The 17,466-nt window shown below is 68.8% G+C and carries 16 protein-coding genes; 5 read left to right on the forward strand and 11 right to left on the reverse strand.

Annotated features, from left to right (window positions below):
- Positions 1-78: 78 nt before the first annotated feature.
- The 5 genes from trpD to ctaE form a co-directional block, all read right to left on the reverse strand.
- Positions 79-1,143, reverse strand: a complete 1,065-nt coding sequence (gene trpD / locus IE257_RS01125) for an anthranilate phosphoribosyltransferase (RefSeq protein ID WP_189963605.1) — start codon at positions 1,141-1,143, stop codon at positions 79-81.
- A 188-nt stretch (positions 1,144-1,331) separates the two neighbouring features.
- On the reverse strand, positions 1,332-2,960 hold the full coding sequence (gene qcrB / locus IE257_RS01130; RefSeq protein WP_189963607.1) for a cytochrome bc1 complex cytochrome b subunit: 1,629 nt from the start codon (positions 2,958-2,960) through the stop codon (positions 1,332-1,334).
- A complete protein-coding gene (qcrA, locus tag IE257_RS01135) occupies positions 2,957-4,015 on the reverse strand; it encodes a cytochrome bc1 complex Rieske iron-sulfur subunit (protein WP_189963609.1) in 1,059 nt (352 codons plus the stop codon). Before qcrA ends, qcrB begins: the two co-directional genes overlap by 4 nt.
- Positions 4,012-4,821: a cytochrome bc1 complex diheme cytochrome c subunit gene (qcrC, locus tag IE257_RS01140; protein ID WP_189963611.1), complete on the reverse strand. Its 810-nt coding sequence runs from the start codon at positions 4,819-4,821 to the stop codon at positions 4,012-4,014. The genes qcrA and qcrC overlap by 4 nt, the downstream gene beginning before the upstream one ends.
- A gap of 76 nt (positions 4,822-4,897) precedes the next feature.
- On the reverse strand, positions 4,898-5,518 hold the full coding sequence (gene ctaE / locus IE257_RS01145) for an aa3-type cytochrome oxidase subunit III (protein ID WP_030036314.1): 621 nt from the start codon (positions 5,516-5,518) through the stop codon (positions 4,898-4,900).
- 202 nt (positions 5,519-5,720) lie between these two features.
- Between ctaE and IE257_RS01150 the strand changes: the two genes are divergently transcribed.
- Positions 5,721-6,122: a hypothetical protein gene (locus tag IE257_RS01150; RefSeq protein WP_052872522.1), complete on the forward strand. Its 402-nt coding sequence runs from the start codon at positions 5,721-5,723 to the stop codon at positions 6,120-6,122.
- Positions 6,123-6,238: 116 nt separating this feature from the next.
- Here the strand turns inward: IE257_RS01150 and IE257_RS01155 are convergent, their stop codons facing one another.
- The 4 genes from IE257_RS01155 to ctaC form a co-directional block, all read right to left on the reverse strand.
- Positions 6,239-7,486, reverse strand: coding sequence for a L,D-transpeptidase (locus tag IE257_RS01155; RefSeq protein WP_189963613.1), 1,248 nt, complete (start codon positions 7,484-7,486; stop codon positions 6,239-6,241).
- 124 nt (positions 7,487-7,610) lie between these two features.
- A complete protein-coding gene (locus tag IE257_RS01160; RefSeq protein ID WP_030389094.1) occupies positions 7,611-8,009 on the reverse strand; it encodes a cytochrome c oxidase subunit 4 in 399 nt (132 codons plus the stop codon).
- Positions 8,006-9,736, reverse strand: coding sequence for an aa3-type cytochrome oxidase subunit I (ctaD, locus tag IE257_RS01165; protein WP_189963615.1), 1,731 nt, complete (start codon positions 9,734-9,736; stop codon positions 8,006-8,008). The genes IE257_RS01160 and ctaD overlap by 4 nt, the downstream gene beginning before the upstream one ends.
- Complete coding sequence (gene ctaC, locus IE257_RS01170; protein ID WP_189963617.1) at positions 9,733-10,707, reverse strand: aa3-type cytochrome oxidase subunit II; 975 nt, start codon at positions 10,705-10,707, stop codon at positions 9,733-9,735. The genes ctaD and ctaC overlap by 4 nt, the downstream gene beginning before the upstream one ends.
- Before the next feature lie 283 nt (positions 10,708-10,990).
- On the opposite strand from ctaC, the gene IE257_RS01175 reads away from it, so the two are divergent.
- A complete protein-coding gene (locus IE257_RS01175; RefSeq protein ID WP_189963619.1) occupies positions 10,991-12,370 on the forward strand; it encodes a cysteine desulfurase/sulfurtransferase TusA family protein in 1,380 nt (459 codons plus the stop codon).
- Between the two features lie 188 nt (positions 12,371-12,558).
- On the opposite strand, the gene IE257_RS01180 is transcribed toward IE257_RS01175, so the two are convergent.
- Positions 12,559-13,533 carry a carbohydrate kinase family protein gene (locus tag IE257_RS01180; RefSeq protein ID WP_189963621.1) on the reverse strand — a complete coding sequence of 325 codons (975 nt, stop codon included), beginning with the start codon at positions 13,531-13,533 and terminating at the stop codon, positions 12,559-12,561.
- A 131-nt stretch (positions 13,534-13,664) separates the two neighbouring features.
- On the opposite strand from IE257_RS01180, the gene IE257_RS01185 reads away from it, so the two are divergent.
- Positions 13,665-13,904, forward strand: coding sequence for a hypothetical protein (locus IE257_RS01185; protein ID WP_189963623.1), 240 nt, complete (start codon positions 13,665-13,667; stop codon positions 13,902-13,904).
- A 72-nt stretch (positions 13,905-13,976) separates the two neighbouring features.
- A complete protein-coding gene (locus IE257_RS01190) occupies positions 13,977-15,425 on the forward strand; it encodes a hypothetical protein (RefSeq protein ID WP_189963625.1) in 1,449 nt (482 codons plus the stop codon).
- Between the two features lie 128 nt (positions 15,426-15,553).
- On the opposite strand, the gene erpA is transcribed toward IE257_RS01190, so the two are convergent.
- Positions 15,554-15,910, reverse strand: coding sequence for an iron-sulfur cluster insertion protein ErpA (gene erpA, locus IE257_RS01195; protein WP_030010511.1), 357 nt, complete (start codon positions 15,908-15,910; stop codon positions 15,554-15,556).
- Between the two features lie 293 nt (positions 15,911-16,203).
- Between erpA and nadA the strand changes: the two genes are divergently transcribed.
- Positions 16,204-17,391 carry a quinolinate synthase NadA gene (gene nadA, locus IE257_RS01200; protein WP_189963628.1) on the forward strand — a complete coding sequence of 396 codons (1,188 nt, stop codon included), beginning with the start codon at positions 16,204-16,206 and terminating at the stop codon, positions 17,389-17,391.
- The last annotated feature ends 75 nt before the right edge of the window (positions 17,392-17,466 follow it).

Genomic DNA, 17,466 nt, shown 5'->3' on the forward strand with positions numbered 1-17,466 from the left:
TGCCACAAGATCACGCGAACGCAAGACCCCGGTCCGCATGGTGGACCGGGGTCAGCGTTTTCGCGCCGTTCTCGCCGTCTAGGCGTTGCTGGCCGCCACCCAGCGCTCCAGGACGGCCCGGGCGGCACCCGAGTCGATCGACTCCGCCGCGCGGGCCATGCCGGCCGCGATCTGCTCCTCCAGGGTGCCCGCGGCGGGGTCCAGGGCCACCAGGGCCGCCGCCGAGTTCAGCAGTACGGCGTCGCGGACCGGGCCGGTCTCCCCCGCCAGCAGGCGGCGGGCCACGTCCGCGTTGTAGGAGGGGTCCCCACCGGCCAGGGCGGAGACGTCGACCAGGGAGATGCCCACGTCACGCGGGTCGAAGGTCTGCTCGGCGACCTTGCCGTCGCGGACCCACCAGATCCGCGAGGTCGAGGCCGTGGTCAGTTCGTCCAGGCCGTCGTCGCCGCGGAAGACGAGCGCGGAGGAGCCCCGCTCGGCGAGGACGCCCGCGACGATCGGGGCCATCCGGGGGTCGGCCACGCCCGAGGCCTGGGCCCGTACCCGGGCCGGGTTGGTCAGCGGGCCGAGGATGTTGAAGGTGGTGCGGATGCCGAGCTCCTTGCGGGCGGCCGCCACGTGGCGCAGTGCCGGGTGGAACTTCACCGCGAAGCAGAAGGTGATGCCGGCCTCCTCGGCGACCTCGACGACCCGCGCCGTGCTGAGGTCGAGGTTGACGCCGAGCTTCTCCAGGACGTCCGAGGACCCGCTCGCGGAGGAAGCCGCCCGGTTTCCGTGCTTGACGACCTTGGCTCCGGTGCCGGCCACCACGATCGCGGACATCGTGGAGATGTTCACCGTTTTGGCCCCGTCGCCGCCGGTGCCGACGATGTCCACCGTGCGGCCCGGCACCTCGATCAGGTTGGCGTGCGCGTACATCGCCCGCACGAGGCCGTTGATCTCCTCGACGGTCTCCCCCTTGGCCCGCAGCGCGACGGTGAAGCCGGCGATCTGGGCGTCGGTGGCCTCCCCGCGCATGATCCGGTCCATCGCCCAGGCGGTGTCCTCGGCGCGCAGGTCCCGGCCGGTCAGCAGAGCGTCGAGAACGCCCGGCCAGCCACGGGCCGCCACGCTGTCGCCGCCTGCCGGGGTCGCAACGTTCATGGTCCGCTCCTGCTGTTGGTGGGCCGTGCCCATGCTCTGCCGCCCACGTCGAATGGGTCCGGGTTCAGCCTATCCAGCCCCGGTTACGGCAAAGAGCCCCGTCCGGAGTCCGGACGGGGCTCTTGCCGTGGCGACACCAGGACTGACCGAAATCAGTCCCTCATGCGGTCATGCGTGGCGCGCGGGGATCAGTGGTGGCCGTGGCCGGACTGAATCTCCTTGTATTCCTCCACCGTGGGCTTCGGAATCTGGTTGTTCTCGCCGTAGAAGCCCTTGCTGAGCTTCGCGCGGAGCTTCTCCGTGGCCTTCACCTTGCGCTCGACACCGTTCTCGTCGACCGTCGGGCCGATCTCGATCGGCTTGTACTGCTCGTGCGCGGTGAGGGTGTGCAGCTTGCCCTGCGGGAGCGGCTCGTGGACCTCGACGAACTCACCGTGCGGCAGACGCTTGATGATGCCGGTCTCGCGACCGTGCAGCACCTTGTCGTGGTCCCGGCGCTGGAGGCCGAGGCAGATCCGCTTGGTGACGATGAAGGCGAGGACCGGGACGACGAAGAAGCCGATCCGGACGAACCAGGTGATCGAGTTGATCGAGAGGTGGAAGTACTGCGCGAACATGTCGTTTCCACCGCCGATCAGGAGCACGATGTACTCCGCGATCCAGGCGACACCGAAGGCCGTACGGGTCGGGACGTTGCGCGGGCGGTCCAGGATGTGGTGCTCGCGCTTGTCCCCGGTGACCCAGGACTCGATGAAGGGCCAGACGGCGATCGCGCCGAGCACCAGCGGGAAGAGCAGCAGCGGGATGAACACGCCCAGGACGAGCGTGTGGCCCCACAGGTTGATCTCCCAGCCGGGCATGGCTCGGATCAGGCCTTCCGGCATACCCATGTACCAGTCGGGCTGCGCACCGGTGGACACGTGGTCCGGGCGGTACGGGCCGAGGGCCCAGATCGGGTTGATCGAGGCGATCGCCGCGACGGCCGCGATGACACCGAAGACCAGGAAGAAGAAGCCTCCGGCCTTGGCCATGTAGACCGGCAGCAGCGGCATGCCGACGACGTTGTTGTTCGTCTTGCCGGGACCCGCGTACTGGGTGTGCTTGTGGTAGAAGACCAGGATCAGGTGGGCCACGAGCAGGCCCATCATGATGCCGGGCAGCAGCAGGATGTGCACCGAGTAGAACCGCGCGACGAAGTCGCCGCCCGGGAACTCCCCGCCGAACAGGAACATCGACAGGTACGTGCCGACGACCGGGACGGACAGGATGGCGCCCTGCATGAAGCGGACACCGGTACCCGAGAGCAGGTCGTCCGGCAGCGAGTAACCGGTGAAGCCGGTGAACATGCCGAGGACCAGCAGCAGGAAGCCGAAGATCCAGTTGACCTCACGGGGCTTGCGGAACGCGCCGGTGAAGAAGACGCGCATCATGTGCACGATCATCGCCGCGACGAAGATCAGTGCCGCCCAGTGGTGGATCTGACGGATCAGCAGGCCACCGCGGACGTCGAAGCTGATGTCCAGCGTCGAGGCGAAGGCCTCGGACATCATGACGCCCTGCATCGGCACGTACGAGCCGTGGTACACGACCTCGTTCATGCTCGGGTGGAAGAACAGCGTCAGGTACACACCCGTGAGGATGATGATGATGAAGCTGTAGAGGCAGATCTCACCCAGCATGAAGGACCAGTGGTCCGGGAAGATCTTGCGCATGTTGGCCTTGGCGAGGCTGTAGATGCCCAGGCGGCCGTCCGCCCAGTCCGCTACTCGCTCGCCGGCAGGCGCTTTGCGCGCTTTGGTGTCAGAGGCAGTGCTCATCCGCGCTCCCAGAATGCAGGACCGACGGGCTCTTCGAAGTCGCCGAGCGCTTCGAGGAAGCCTTCGTCATTCACGCCGATCCGCAGCTGCGGAAGCGCGTGACCGGCCGGGCCGAAGATGACACGGGCGCCGTCGGAGAGGTCGAAGGTGGACTGGTGGCACGGGCAGAGCACGTGGTGCGTCTGCTGCTCGTACAGGCTGATCGGGCAGCCGACGTGGGTGCAGATCTTGGAGTAGGCCACGATCCCGTCGTGGGACCACTCCAGTTCCTGCTTGTCCTTGATGTCGTCCGGCTGAATGCGGACGATCATCAGGGCGGCCTTGGCGATCTGGACCTGGAAGTCGTGCTGCTCCTCCTCCAGGCCTTCCGGCATGGCGAAGGTCAGCGAACCGACGAGGACGTCCTCGGGACGCAGCGGCTCCATCGTGTTCTGGTTGATGAGCAGCTTGCCCTTGGCCCACAGGGTCTTGCGCAGCTTCTCCTCGGGCAGCGGGCCCAGGTCGCGCATGATCATGACGGCGGACAGCGGCAGCATGGCCAGCGCGCCCAGCATCGTGTTGCGGATCAGCGGACGCCGGCCGATGCCGGACTCGTTCGCACCGTCCGCGAAGTCCTGCAGGACCTTGGCCTTGACCTCCGCCGGGGCGGCGATCTCGTGGCGGTCGTCGGCGACCTCGACGTCGGACATCAGGGTGCGGGCCCAGTGGACCGCGCCCGCGCCGATGCAGAAGAGGGCCGCGCCCAGCGTCATGCCCAGGGAGAAGTTGAGCGCGCTGACCTTCCCGATGGGGAAGATGTACACGATCTTGTCGACCGGGAAGATCACGTAGGACGCGATGAAGCCGATCGTGGCCAGCATCGACAGCGTGAAGAGCATCGCGACGGTGCGCTCGGAGCGCTTCGCCGCCCGCTCGTCGATGTCCTGGATGCGCGGCTTGTGGACCGGCAGGCCCGGGTCCGCGAACGGGTCGTCCGCGACCGCTACGCCACCGTGGTGGGCGTCGCCCTGCTCGGTCGGCAGGTGCTTGTCTTCGGGAATCTCTTGGCTACTCATGACTTCTTGGCCTTAGCGGTGTGGGCCGCGACCCAGACGGCGACAGCGATCAACGCACCCAGGGCGAAGATCCAGCCGAACAGACCCTCGGAGACGGGGCCGAGGCCGCCGAGCTTCAGGCCGCCGGGGCTGGTCGACTTCTCGCCGTTGACGTTCTCCAGGTACGCGATGATGTCCTTCTTCTGCTTCTCCGGCATGGTGCTGTCGGGGAAGGAGGGCATGTTCTGCGGGCCGGTCTGCATGGCCTCGTAGATGTGCTTCGGCGAAACGTCCTCAAGGTTGGGGGCGTACTTGCCGTTCGTCAGCGCGCCGCCCTCACCGGTGAAGTTGTGGCACTGCGCGCAGTTGTTGCGGAACAGCTCACCACCGTTGGCGATGTCGGCACCTGCCGTGTCGTACTGCTTCTCGGTCGGCGTGATCGGACCGGCACCGAGGGACGCGATGTACGCGGCCAGCTGGTCGATCTGCGCCTGGGTGTAGATGACGGGCTTCTTCGGCACCTGGGCGCCGGGCTGCTGGGCGGGCATGCGGCCCGTGCTCACCTGGAAGTCGACGGCCGCGGAGCCGACGCCGACCAGGCTCGGGCCGTCAGAGGAACCCTGACCGCCGGTTCCGTGGCAGCTTGCGCAACCCACGGCGTAGAGCTTCTTGCCCTCCTCGATGGCGAGGGACTGGGCGGTTTCATCGGCCTGCGCCTTGCCCGCGGGGGCGAAGGCGGCGTACAGCCCCCCAGTGGCCGCCAGCGCGAGGAGTAGAACGACGACCGCCGCCAGCGGATGGCGTCGTCGTGCGGAGAGCTTTTTCACGGATTACCCCGGTGTCAGGATCTTCTGCGTCGGTGTGTCTGGATGGAGTGCCGGGTCTTGCCCGGTGACGTGTTCGCTACTTGATCAGGTAGATCGTGGCGAAGAGGCCGATCCAGACGACATCGACGAAGTGCCAGTAGTAGGACACGACGATGGCCGACGTGGCCTGTTCGTGGGTGAACCTCTTGGCCGCGTACGTCCGGCCGAGGACCAGCAGGAAGGCGATGAGACCGCCCGTCACGTGCAGACCGTGGAACCCGGTGGTCAGGTAGAAGACCGAGCCGTACGGACCGGACGAGAGGCTCATGCCCTCGTGCTTGACCAGCTCGGTGTACTCGAACACCTGGCCGCCAATGAAGATCGCACCCATGACGAACGTGATGATGAACCACGTCCGGAGCTTCTTCACGTCACCGCGCTCGGCGGCGAATACGCCGAGCTGGCAGGTGAGCGAGGAAAGCACCAGGATCGTCGTGTTCGTCGCCGAGAAGGGCAGATTCAAGGCCGAGGCCTGCTCTGTCCAGTACTCGGGACCTGTCACGGATCGCAGGGTGAAGTACATCGCGAAGAGGGCCGCGAAGAACATCAGCTCGGAACTCAACCAGATGATGGTTCCGACGCTGACGAGGTTCGGCCGGTTGACCGTCGGGTGCGCGTGCCCGGTATCTACTGTCGTTGCTGTCGCCACGACCGACATTATGTCGGTCGCTTATCCCGCCCTCACCCCGGGGGGTGCCGTTCGGAGTGTCAGGGGCGTGTGCAAGGCCCGAACGGCCCATCAGATGGCCTCTGCGGGATGCCCCGTGCTTCCCTCGGCGAACCGATGTTGACAGGGGACCGGGAGGAGTAGCATCCCGCGCAACATCAACGTGATTCACGGGCACACGTGGAGGAACGAAATGCGGGCGACTGCGCGGGTTCTGGTCTACAGCGACGACGCGGGCACCCGGGAGCAGGTGCGGCTGGCGGCAGGACGCAGGCCCGCCGCGGACCTGCCGCCGGTGGAGTTCCTGGAGTGCGCCACGCTGCCGGCGGTGCTGACGGAGCTGGATGCGGGCGGCATCGACGCGTGCGTGCTGGACGGCGAGGCGGTTCCGGCCGGGGGCATGGGCGTGTGCCGGCAGATCAAGGACGAGATCTTCCGGTGTCCGCCGGTGCTGCTCCTCATGGGGCGGCCCCAGGACGCCTGGCTGGCCACGTGGAGCCGCGCCGACGCCGCGGTGACCCTTCCGGTGGACCCGGTGGCGTTCGCGGACGCCCTGGCGGGCCTCCTGAGGACGCGTCTGTCGTTGGACGCCTGAGCCGCCCCGTACGCCCTGCGGGGCCGTACGCGCCCGACTGCGGCCCGTTCGGGTGAATGATCCGGTGCATCCTCCCCCCGGACGCGTCCGGGGGGAGGTGGCCCGCTCGGGACCGCTCAGACGGTGGGCCGCAGGCGGGCCTGGTCGACGGGGCTGCGGCCTTCCTGGGTGCCCTTGAGGAGGGCGCTGCCCTGGCGCCAGTCCTTCCAGTCCATGTTCCAGTCGCCGAAGCCGTTGCCGAAGATGTCCATGTCGTCGCCGATGCTGTTGACCACTTGGACGATGTCGCCCTCGGTGATGTTCTCGTAGAACCAGGCGGCGTTGCCGGTGCTCATGCCGGTGCAGCCGTGGCTGACGTTCTCGTAGCCCTGCGAGCCGACGGACCACGGCGCGGCGTGGACGTATTCACCACTCCAGGTGACGCGGGTGGCGTAGTAGACGGGCAGGTTGTAGTACTCGCTGCCGCCGATGCCGACGGTGTCACCGCGCATCTGTACGAAGTACTGCTTGCCCAGCACCACCTTGATGCCGTTGCGGGTGGAGAAGCCGGGCTTCCCGGTGGTCACCGGAATGGTGTTGATCACTTCTCCGTTGCGCTTGAAGGTCAGGTAGTGCGAGGAGGCGTCGGTGGTGACCTCGACCCGGTCCCCGATCTCCAGCTTCAGCGGCTTGGCCACGGCTCCGTGGAGCTCGTCGGTGATCCTGACGCCCTCCAGGTTGCTCCGTACGGAGACGGCGGAGTTGGCGGGCCAGTAGTCCTTGGGCCGGTAGTGGATGTGCTTGTCGTCCACCCAGTGCCAGGCGCCCTCGACTCCGGACGGGGCGTCGACGACGAGGCCCCGTTCCACGACGGCCCGGGCGGCCTTGTCCTTGACCGGCTCGCTGAGTTCGGCGGTGATGGGCTGTCCGACGCCGTACTTGCCCTCGTCCGGGCCGAACTCGACCTTGAGGATCCCCTTGGACGGGGTGGTGTCGAAGGTGAGCGTGCGCTGCCCGGGGGCGCCCCGCTCGTCCTCGGTGCTCACGGTGACCGTGTAGCGGACGCCTGCGGCCATCGAGGTGGTGCTGTGCCAGCGGTCCCCCTTGGCGCTGAGTTCGCCCGCCAGGCGGCGGCCGTGGGTGTCCACGGCCAGCACGTCGGTGATCCGGCCACCGCCGCTCTTGGCGGTGATTTCGAGGGGCCGGTCGGGGTCCACGGGGCGGCTGCCGGCGCTCTGGTTGAAGGCGACCTGATCGCCCGCGTCGTACGGGCGGGCCGACAGCGGGTTCTTGTCGCCGGACCCGCATGCGGTGGCCCCGGCCCCGAGGGACGCGACCAGCAGGGAGCAGCTGAGTACCGTCCAAAGACGCGGTGAGTGCTTCATGGAGCCAACGCTATGAAGATATGACAATTACGGCGCGCGGTGTGACTGCAAACGAGGGGCCCGGGCTCCTCTGAGAGGTGCCCGGGCCCCAGGTAAAGGTCGCGGCGCGGCCGCGGAGGTACTGCTACTGGTTCTGGTTCTCACCGCGGTAGTACTCGTACACCCAGCCCCACAGACCGATGAGGATCAGCGGAGCGGAGAAGTACATGAGCCACCAGCCGAAGACGACGCCCATGAAGGCGAAGGCTCCACCGATCGCCAGCGAGAGCGGCTGCCAGCTGTGCGGGGAGAAGAACCCCAGCTCGCCCGCCTCGTCGGCGACGTCGGCCTCCAGGTTGTCCTGGGCCATCTCGTCGACACGCTTGGCCGTGAAGGCCAGGTAGTAGCCGATCATGACGCTCAGGCCGAAGGCCAGGAAGAGCGCGGTGGTACCGACGGGCTCCTTCGACCACACGCCGTACACGACGGCCATGATCAGGATGAAGAAGGAGAGCCAGAGGAACATCTTGCCCTGGATCTTCACTTGCCGGCCTCCTTGCCACCAGTGACGGCCTTGGCGGCGACGCTGTGGTCCTCGAGGTGGTCGAGGGCCGCGATCTCAGGGTGGTGCAGGTCGAACGCCGGGGACTCGGAACGGATCCGCGGCAGGGTGAGGAAGTTGTGCCGCGGCGGCGGGCAGGACGTCGCCCACTCCAGCGAACGGCCGTAGCCCCACGGGTCGTCGACCTCGACCTGCTTGCCGTACTTGGCCGTCTTCCACACGTTGTAGATGAACGGCAGCATCGACAGGCCCAGTACGAAGGAGCTGATCGTCGAGATCGTGTTCAGCGCGGTGAAGCCGTCGGCGGCGAGGTAGTCCGCGTAACGACGCGGCATGCCCTCGGCACCGAGCCAGTGCTGCACCAGGAAGGTGCCGTGGAAGCCGATGAACAGCGTCCAGAACGTGATCTTGCCGAGGCGCTCGTCCAGCATCTTGCCCGTGAACTTCGGCCACCAGAAGTGGAAGCCGGCGAACATCGCGAACACCACGGTGCCGAAGACGACGTAGTGGAAGTGCGCGACGACGAAGTACGAGTCGGAGACGTGGAAGTCCATCGGGGGCGAGGCCAGGATGACGCCGGTCAGACCACCGAAGGTGAAGGTGACCAGGAAGCCGATCGTCCAGAGCATCGGGGTCTCGAAGGACAGCGAGCCCTTCCACATGGTGCCGATCCAGTTGAAGAACTTCACACCGGTCGGTACCGCGATCAGGAAGGTCATGAAGGAGAAGAACGGCAGCAGCACACCACCGGTGACGTACATGTGGTGGGCCCACACGGTCACGGAGAGACCGGCGATCGCGATCGTCGCGGCGATCAGGCCGATGTAACCGAACATCGGCTTCCGCGAGAAGACCGGAATGATCTCCGAGACGATTCCGAAGAACGGTAGCGCGATGATGTACACCTCTGGGTGCCCGAAGAACCAGAAGAGGTGTTGCCAGAGCAATGCGCCGCCGTTGGCCGCGTCGAAGACATGCGAACCGAACTTGCGGTCGGCCTCCAGCGCGAACAGCGCGGCGGCCAGGACCGGGAAGGCGAGCAGGACCAGCACACCGGTCAGCAGCACGTTCCAGGTGAAGATCGGCATGCGGAACATCGTCATACCGGGAGCGCGCATGCAGATGATCGTGGTGATGAAGTTGACCGAGCCGAGGATCGTGCCGAAGCCGGAGAAGGCCAGACCCATGATCCACATGTCGGCGCCGATGCCCGGCGAACGGACCGCGTCCGACAGCGGGGAGTAGGCGAACCAACCGAAGTCGGCGGCACCGTTCGGCGTGACGAAGCCGGCCACCGCGATGGTCGAGCCGAAGAGGTACAGCCAGTACGCGAACATGTTCAGCCGCGGGAACGCCACGTCGGGCGCACCGATCTGCAGCGGCATGATCCAGTTCGCGAAGCCCGCGAAGAGCGGGGTGGCGAACATCAGCAGCATGATCGTGCCATGCATGGTGAACGCCTGGTTGAACTGCTCGTTCGACATGATCTGCGTACCCGGACGGGCCAGCTCGGCACGCATGAAGAGCGCGAGCACGCCGCCGATGAGGAAGAACACGAACGACGTGACCAGGTACATCGTGCCGATGGTCTTGTGGTCGGTCGTGGTCATCCACTTCACGACCACGTTGCCCGGCTGCTTGCGCCGTACCGGCAGCTCGTTCTCATACGAGTCGGCGGCGGCACCCTGGGATTCGTTGAGGATGCTCACAGTTTGTTCACTTCCGCATTCCGGGCCGGGTCGGTCTGCTTGATGCCGGCCGGGAGGTAGCCGGTCTGACCCTTCTCCGCGAGGTCCTTCAGGTACGCCCGGTACTCCTCGGGGGAGACCACCTTGACGTTGAAGAGCATCCGGGAGTGGTCAACGCCGCAGAGCTCGGCGCACTTGCCCATGAAGGTGCCGTTTTGGGACGGGGTGACCTCGAAGACATTGGTGTGGCCCGGGATGACGTCCTGCTTGAACAGGAACGGGACCACCCAGAAGGAGTGGATCACGTCGTTCGACGACAGGATGAAACGGACCTTCTCGCCCTTGGGCAGGACCAGGGTCGGACCCGGGTTGCCCGTCTGCGGGTTCCGGTCGCCGGGGACGCCCTTCTCGTAGACGCCCTCGGCGCCCGCCGGGAAGTCCTTGGTGAAGCGGTCCGGGATGGAGGCGAGCTCCTTGGGAACCTCGCCCGCCTTCGGGGTCGCCGCTTCGCCGTCGACGTTCTCGATGTAGTTGAAGCCCCAGCTCCACTGGAAGCCGATCACGTTGATCGTGTGCGGCGGCTTCGGGGTGAGTGCCAGGAGCTTCGACTCGTCACGAGCGGTGAAGTAGAAGAGCACCGAGACGATGATGAGCGGGACCACGGTGTACAGCGCCTCGATGGGCATGTTGTACCGGGTCTGAGCCGGGACCTCGATCTTCGTCCGGCTGCGCCGGTGGAAGATGATGCTCCAGATGATCAGGCCCCACACGAGGATGCCCGTGACGAGCGCGGCCGCCCAGGATCCCTGCCACAGGGAGAGGATGCGCGGCGCCTCCTCGGTTACCGGAGTCGGCATTCCGAGGCGGGGGAAGTCTTTCCATGTATACGAGCAACCAGTGGCGGTCGCCAGGACCACGCCCGCAGTCAGCGCCTGCAGCAGCTTCCGCCGCATCGGGCGCCGCGGCGAGCGGTCGGAGCCGTAGGGACTCACGTAGCGCCTTCCCGAGAGTCTCGGCCCGCGCGGCCGGCCGCGGCCGTGTTCGGGTCGGTCGCCGGCCCTGACGCAGGCAGGGGTTTGGATGTTTATGCGGACCAAACCCTACTGGACGCTATTTGGGGTCGCGCGGGGAGGGTGCCCAACGCGCCGCTACTGCCCCCGAAGGGATGGATCCGCCGTCCGGGGGACGGCGCGAATGGCCCTGAATGGCGGTCTCCGGAGCACATCTGACGCCCCCTGACCTCGAACGCTCCGGACCCCGGGTTAGCGTGACCGGATGCCCTACTTCGACAGCGCGTCCGCCGCTCCCCTGCACCCCGTGGCCCGGCAGGCGTTGCATGCTTCCCTGGACGAGGGCTGGGCGGATCCGGCCCGGCTGTACCGGGAGGGCAGGCGGGCCCGGCTGCTGCTGGACGCGGCGCGGGAGGCGGCCGCGGAGGCGGTGGGATGCCGCGCCGACGAGCTCGTGTTCACTCCTTCGGGGACGCACGCGGTTCACACCGGCGTGGCGGGGGTCCTCGCGGGGCGCCGCCGCGTCGGAAACCATCTGGTCGTATCGGCGGTCGAACACAGTTCTGTATTGCATGCGGCGCAGGTGCACGAGGCGCTCGGCGGGTCGGTGACCGAGGTCGCGGTGGACCGGTGGGGCGCGGTGACGCCCGCCGGTTACGCGGATGCGCTGACCCCCGGGAGCGCCCTCGCCTGCCTCCAGTCGGCCAACCACGAGGTGGGCACGGTCCAGCCGGTGGCGGAGGTGGCCGAGCTCTGCGGCGCGGCCGGCGTGCCGCTGCTGGTGGACGCGGCCCAGTCGCTGGCCTGGGGTCCCGTGGAGGGCGCCTGGTCCGTCCTGGCCGCGAGTGCGCACAAGTGGGGCGGCCCGCCCGGGGTCGGCCTGCTCGCGGTCCGCAAGGGGGTGCGCTTCTCCCCCCAAGGCCCCGCGGACGAAAGGGAGTCGGGGCGCTCCCCCGGTTTCGTGAACCTGCCCGCGATCGTGGCCGCCGCGGCCTCCCTGCGGGCCGTCCGGGCCGAGGCGGACGCGGAGGCGGCCCGGCTGCGGGTCCTGGTGGACCGCATCCGGCGGCGGGTGGTGCGGCTGGTCCCGGACGTGGAGGTGGTGGGCGATCCGGAGCGGCGGCTGCCGCACCTGGTCACCTTCTCCTGCCTGTACGTCGACGGGGAGACGCTGCTGCACGAGCTGGACCGGGCCGGCTTCTCGGTCTCCTCGGGCTCCTCGTGCACGAGCTCCACGCTGACCCCCAGTCACGTGCTGCGGGCGATGGGCGTGCTGTCGGAGGGGAACGTACGGGTGTCCCTGCCGCCGGGCACCCCGGCGGAGGAGGTCAACGCGTTCCTGGAGGTACTGCCGCGCGCGGTGGCCGGCGTACGGGAACGGCTCGGCGTGTCGGAGCCCCCGGCCGTGGCGCCGGTGGCGGACTCGCTGGAGCTCGACGCGCTGGGGCTGCGGTGTCCGCAGCCGGTGATCGAGCTGGCTCGGGCCATCGTGACGGTCCCGGTGGGCGGCACCGTCACGGTCGTCTCCGACGACGAGGTGGCCCGGCTGGACATTCCGGCGTGGTGCGCGATGCGGGGGCACACCTACGTGGGCGAATCCCCCCGCCCCACCGGCACGGCCTACACGGTCCGCCGAGCCGCCTGACCGGCCCCGCCCTCGTCCGGCTCCGCCGGGCCGCATCCCGCCTCGCCGAGCACCGTCCGGCCCCGCCGGCGTTTGAGGCGCGGGTCCGGGCGGAGCCCGGTGCCCGGCGGAGCCGGGTTTCCCGGGGCTCCGCCCCAGACCCCGCTCCTCAAACGCCGGAGGGGCTGAAAGTGGCCCGGGCGGGGCGGCTACGCGAGGTGGGCGCGGACCTCCGCCGCCGCCTCGTCGCCGTACGCCTTGGTGAAGCGCTCCATGAAGTGGGCCCGGGCCAGGGTGTACTCCTGGGTGCCCAGCGTCTCGATGACCAGCGTCGCGAGCATGCAGCCCAGCTGCGCCGCGCGCTCCAGGCCGACGCCCCAGCCCAGACCGGTCAGGAACCCGGCACGGAACGCGTCGCCGACACCCGTCGGGTCGACCTTCGCGGTCTCCTCGGGGCAGCCGACCACGATCGGGGCCTCGCCGACGCGCTCGATCTTGACGCCGTTGGAGCCCAGCGTGGTCACTCGGGTGCCGACCTTGGCCAGGATCTCCTCGTCGGTCCAGCCGGACTTCGACTCGATGAGTCCCTTCTCGTACTCGTTCGAGAAGAGGAAGGTCGCGCCCTCCATCAGGGTGCGGATGTTGTCGCCGTCCATGCGGGCGATCTGCTGCGAGAAGTCGGCGGCGAAGGGGATCCCGCGGGTGCGGCACTCCTCCGTGTGGCGCAGCATCGCCTCGGGGTCGTCCGCGCCGATGAGGACCAGGTCGAGCCCGCCCACCCGGTCGGCGACGGCCTTCAGCTCGATCAGCCGGGCCTCGCTCATCGCGCCCGTGTAGAAGGAGCCGATCTGGTTGTGGTCGGCGTCCGTGGTGCACACGAAGCGCGCGGTGTGCAGCACCTCGGAGATCCGGACGGACTCGGTGTCGACGCCGTGCCGGTCCAGCCAGGCGCGGTACTCGTCGAAGTCGTAGCCGGCGGCGCCGACGAGGATCGGGCGGGTGCCGAGCTGCCCCATGCCGAAGCAGATGTTCGGGCCGACCCCGCCCCGACGGACATCGAGGTTGTCGACGAGGAAGGAGAGGGAGACCGTGTGCAGCTGGTCCGCGACGAGCTGGTCCGCGAAACGGCCGGGGAAGGTCATGAGGTGGTCGGTGGCGATGGAGCCGGTGACTGCGATGCGCACGGCGAGGACGCTCCTGCTGAGGACGGCGAGGGACAGTCAAAACTACCCGGTCCGCGACCCAAGGCCGAACCCCAGAAACTACCCCTTAGTAGGTCTTTCTTCGCATGAGCTCCGATGCCTACGGTGCCTCCATGACCTATACCGACGGATTCGGCTACCCCGAGTACACCGCCGACAAGCGCGGCGCGGAAGCCCCACGACAGCCCGGCTTCGCCCGTCTGCTGGGTGACTGTGCCCGGATGGCCCCGCACTGGGCGGTCCCGGCGGGTCCCCGGCCGGTCCGCGTGGCCCCTTCGCAGATCCACGGGATCAGCGTTCCGCCCGCCTCGGCCCGGCTGATCGCCGCCACGTCCGTGTACGGGGACCAGTAGGAGGGAACCGGTTGCCCGCCGGCTCCGTCACACCCGCATCAGGTACGACGGAACCGGAGAAGGAGCGATGCGGTGACCAGCGAACAACCCGACACATCACGCGGCACTCGGCGGCGGCCCGCCTGGGCCGTCGGCTCGATCGCGGCCGCCGTCCTGCTCGCGGGCGGCGGCACCGCGTACTGGGCGTCGACCGCCCACGGCGACGGCGGGTCGGGCCACCGTACGGGTGAGAGCGCGGCCTCCGCGCCCCGCGACGCGGGGAACCCCTCGGGGCCGGGCATCGCCCCCGGGGAGCCCGACCCGTCCGGCGGCGGGGTGGTCTACCGGGCCGACGTGAAGCTTCCGGAGGCCCCGGCGAGCGCGCCGACGTACTCCCTGTCGGGCGAGATCACCTCGGCGGAGGTGGCCCGGCTCGCGGCGGCCCTGGGCCTGCCGGGCGAGCCGCGGCTGAGCGGGGACGTCTGGCTGGCCGGGGAGGCCGCCGACGGGTCCGGCCCGCGGCTCACGGTGGCCCGTACGGCGTCTGGTACGTGGAACTTCGCGCGCTTCCAGGGCCCGGGCAACGGAACCGGCAACGGCGCCGGGGACGACTGCGTGCGCGGCAAGGACACCTGCGGCCCGGCCACCCTGCCGCGGGACGCAAGCGGCGCGGGCGGGGCAGAGGCGGGCAAGCCGGTGTCCGAGGAGGCCGCCAAGGCCGCCGCGGCCCCGGTGCTGGCCGCCGCGGGGGTGGAGGGGTCGAAGCCGGACGCCCGGCTCACCCAGGACTCGGTGCGGGTGGTGTCCGCGGACCCGGTGGTCGGCGGCCTGCCCACGCAGGGCTGGTCCACGAAGGTGAGCGTGGGCGGCGACGGCTCGGTGGTGGGGGGCAACGGCGAGCTGAAGGCCCCCGCACGGGCCGGCGAGCAGCCGGTGATCGGGGCCGTGGAGGCGTTGGCCAGGCTGAACGAGAAGTCGGGCGGCGGGTCGGGCGACCCCGAGCCCAGCGGCTGCGCGAGCGCGGTCCCGCTGACGGCGGACGCCCCGGCGGCGGGCACGGACACGGTGCCGTGCAACCCGGAGCCGCGGCCCATGAAGCCCCCGCGGACGGAGACGGTCCGCGGCGCCGTGCTCGGGCTGGTCCCCGGCACGGTGAACGGGGCGCAGGGCCTGGTTCCGGCCTGGCTCTTCGAGGTGGCGGGCCGGGACGGCGGTCCCGGCCACACGGTGGCGCAGCCGGCCGCGGCCCAGGAGGACGCCCCGGGCCCGAAGGACGGCCGTACCGTGCCCGGCTTCTCGTACGCGGAGGCGGACCGGAAGCTGACCGTGAACTTCTGGGGCAGCCCGTGCAGCACGTACGCCGTGGAGGCACGGGAGCAGCCGGAATCGGTCATGGTGAAGATCACCGACACGCCGAAGCAGCCGGGGCAGGCCTGCATCATGCTGGCGCAGGAGATGTCCTCGACGGTGACGCTCCAGCAGCCGCTGGGCGACCGCAAGGTGGTCGACGCGACGACGGGCAAGCCGCTCCCCCGGCAGTAGCCGGCACCCCGGGCGGTCCCGGGCGCTTCCGGGCATGACGCGAGGGCCCGCCTCCTGGTCGGATTCGACCGGAGGCGGGCCCTCGCGTCATGCCGGGGTGGTGCGGCGTTCAGGCGTGGCCCTCGGGCTTAGCTGAACGAGTCGCCGCAGGCGCAGGAGCCGGTGGCGTTGGGGTTGTCGATCGTGAAGCCCTGCTTCTCGATGGTGTCGACGAAGTCGATGGAGGCACCGTGGAGGTACGGGGAGCTCATCCGGTCCGTGACGACCTTCACACCGTCGAAGTCCTTCACGACGTCGCCGTCGAGGGAGCGCTCGTCGAAGAAGAGCTGGTAACGCAGGCCGGAGCAGCCGCCGGGCTGGACGGCGACGCGGAGCGCCAGGTCATCGCGGCCCTCCTGCTCCAGCAGGGTCCTGACCTTCTCGGCGGCGGCGTCGGACAGGAGGATGCCGTCGCTCACAGTGGTCTTGTCGTCCTGTACGGACATCTGCATTCACTCCCGAAGTGGGCGGCTCCCCGCCGGAGGCGAGGAAACGTCGGACTCTTGCCGTCGGTGGCAACGAGCGGGACCGCGGATTCATTCCGGGACCCGACGCTTGTTTCAGATATTCCATGCTCGCACACCGCGCGCGGGGGCGGGCCCGGCGAATCGTGGGCTGATGCGTCACATTGACACTATCGGCATCGTCAAACTGACGTGAAGCGGTTATGATAGATAACGTCAAATAGACGAGAAGTCGAAGCGATGATCCAGAAGTCCCTTGTCGCAGAACAGAAAGGGTGCGTGTCGTGACCACCGCCCAGCCCTTGGACGTCCAGCCGACGCCCCTTGCCCTGCTGCTGCTCGGCCGTGAGGCCGACCCCAAGAGCGAGCGCGGGGTGGAGTGCCCCGGCGACCTGCCCTCGCCCTCGGACCCGAACCTCGTGGCGCGTGCCCGCGCGGCCAAGGAGAAGCTCGGGGACAAGGTCTTCATCCTGGGCCACCACTACCAGCGTGACGAGGTCATCGAGTTCGCGGACGTCACCGGCGACTCCTTCAAGCTGGCCAAGGACGCGGCCGCCAAGCCGGAGGCCGAGTACATCGTCTTCTGCGGCGTGCACTTCATGGCCGAGTCCGCGGACATCCTGACCTCGGACGACCAGAAGGTGGTCCTGCCGGACCTGGCCGCCGGCTGCTCGATGGCCGACATGGCCACCGCCGAGCAGGTCGCGGAGTGCTGGGACGTGCTGACCGAGGCCGGCATAGCCGGGACCACGGTTCCCGTCTCGTACATGAACTCCTCCGCCGACATCAAGGCCTTCACCGGCAAGCACGGCGGCACGATCTGCACCTCGTCCAACGCGAAGAAGGCCCTGGAGTGGGCGTTCGAGCAGGGCGAGAAGATCCTCTTCCTCCCGGACCAGCACCTGGGCCGCAACACCGCCGTCCGCGACATGGGCATGTCCCTGGACGACTGCGTGCTCTACAACCCGCACAAGCCGAACGGCGGCCTGACCGTCGAGCAGCTGCGGAACGCCAAGATGATCCTGTGGCGCGGGCACTGCTCGGTGCACGGCCGGTTCTCGGTCGACTCGGTCAACGACGTTCGCGCCCGGATCCCCGGGGTGAACGTCCTGGTCCACCCCGAGTGCAAGCACGAGGTCGTGGCGGCCGCGGACTACGTCGGCTCGACGGAGTACATCATCAAGGCGCTGGAGGCGGCCCCGGCCGGCTCCAAGTGGGCCATCGGCACCGAGCTGAACCTGGTCCGCCGCCTGGCGAACCGATTCGCCGCCGAGGACAAGGAAGTCGTCTTCCTCGACAAGACGGTCTGCTTCTGCTCGACCATGAACCGCATCGACCTCCCGCACCTGGTGTGGACCCTGGAGTCCCTGGCCGAGGGCAACCTCGTCAACCAGATCCGGGTCGACAAGGAGACGGAGAGCTTCGCGAAGCTCGCGCTGGAGCGGATGCTGGCCCTCCCGTAGGGGCGACCCGGCACGGCTGTGGCCCGCAGATGCCCGAAGGGGCGGTTCCCGTACGGGAACCGCCCCTTCGGGCAT

Source organism: Streptomyces avidinii (assembly GCF_014650695.1).
GTDB lineage: Bacteria > Actinomycetota > Actinomycetes > Streptomycetales > Streptomycetaceae > Streptomyces > Streptomyces avidinii.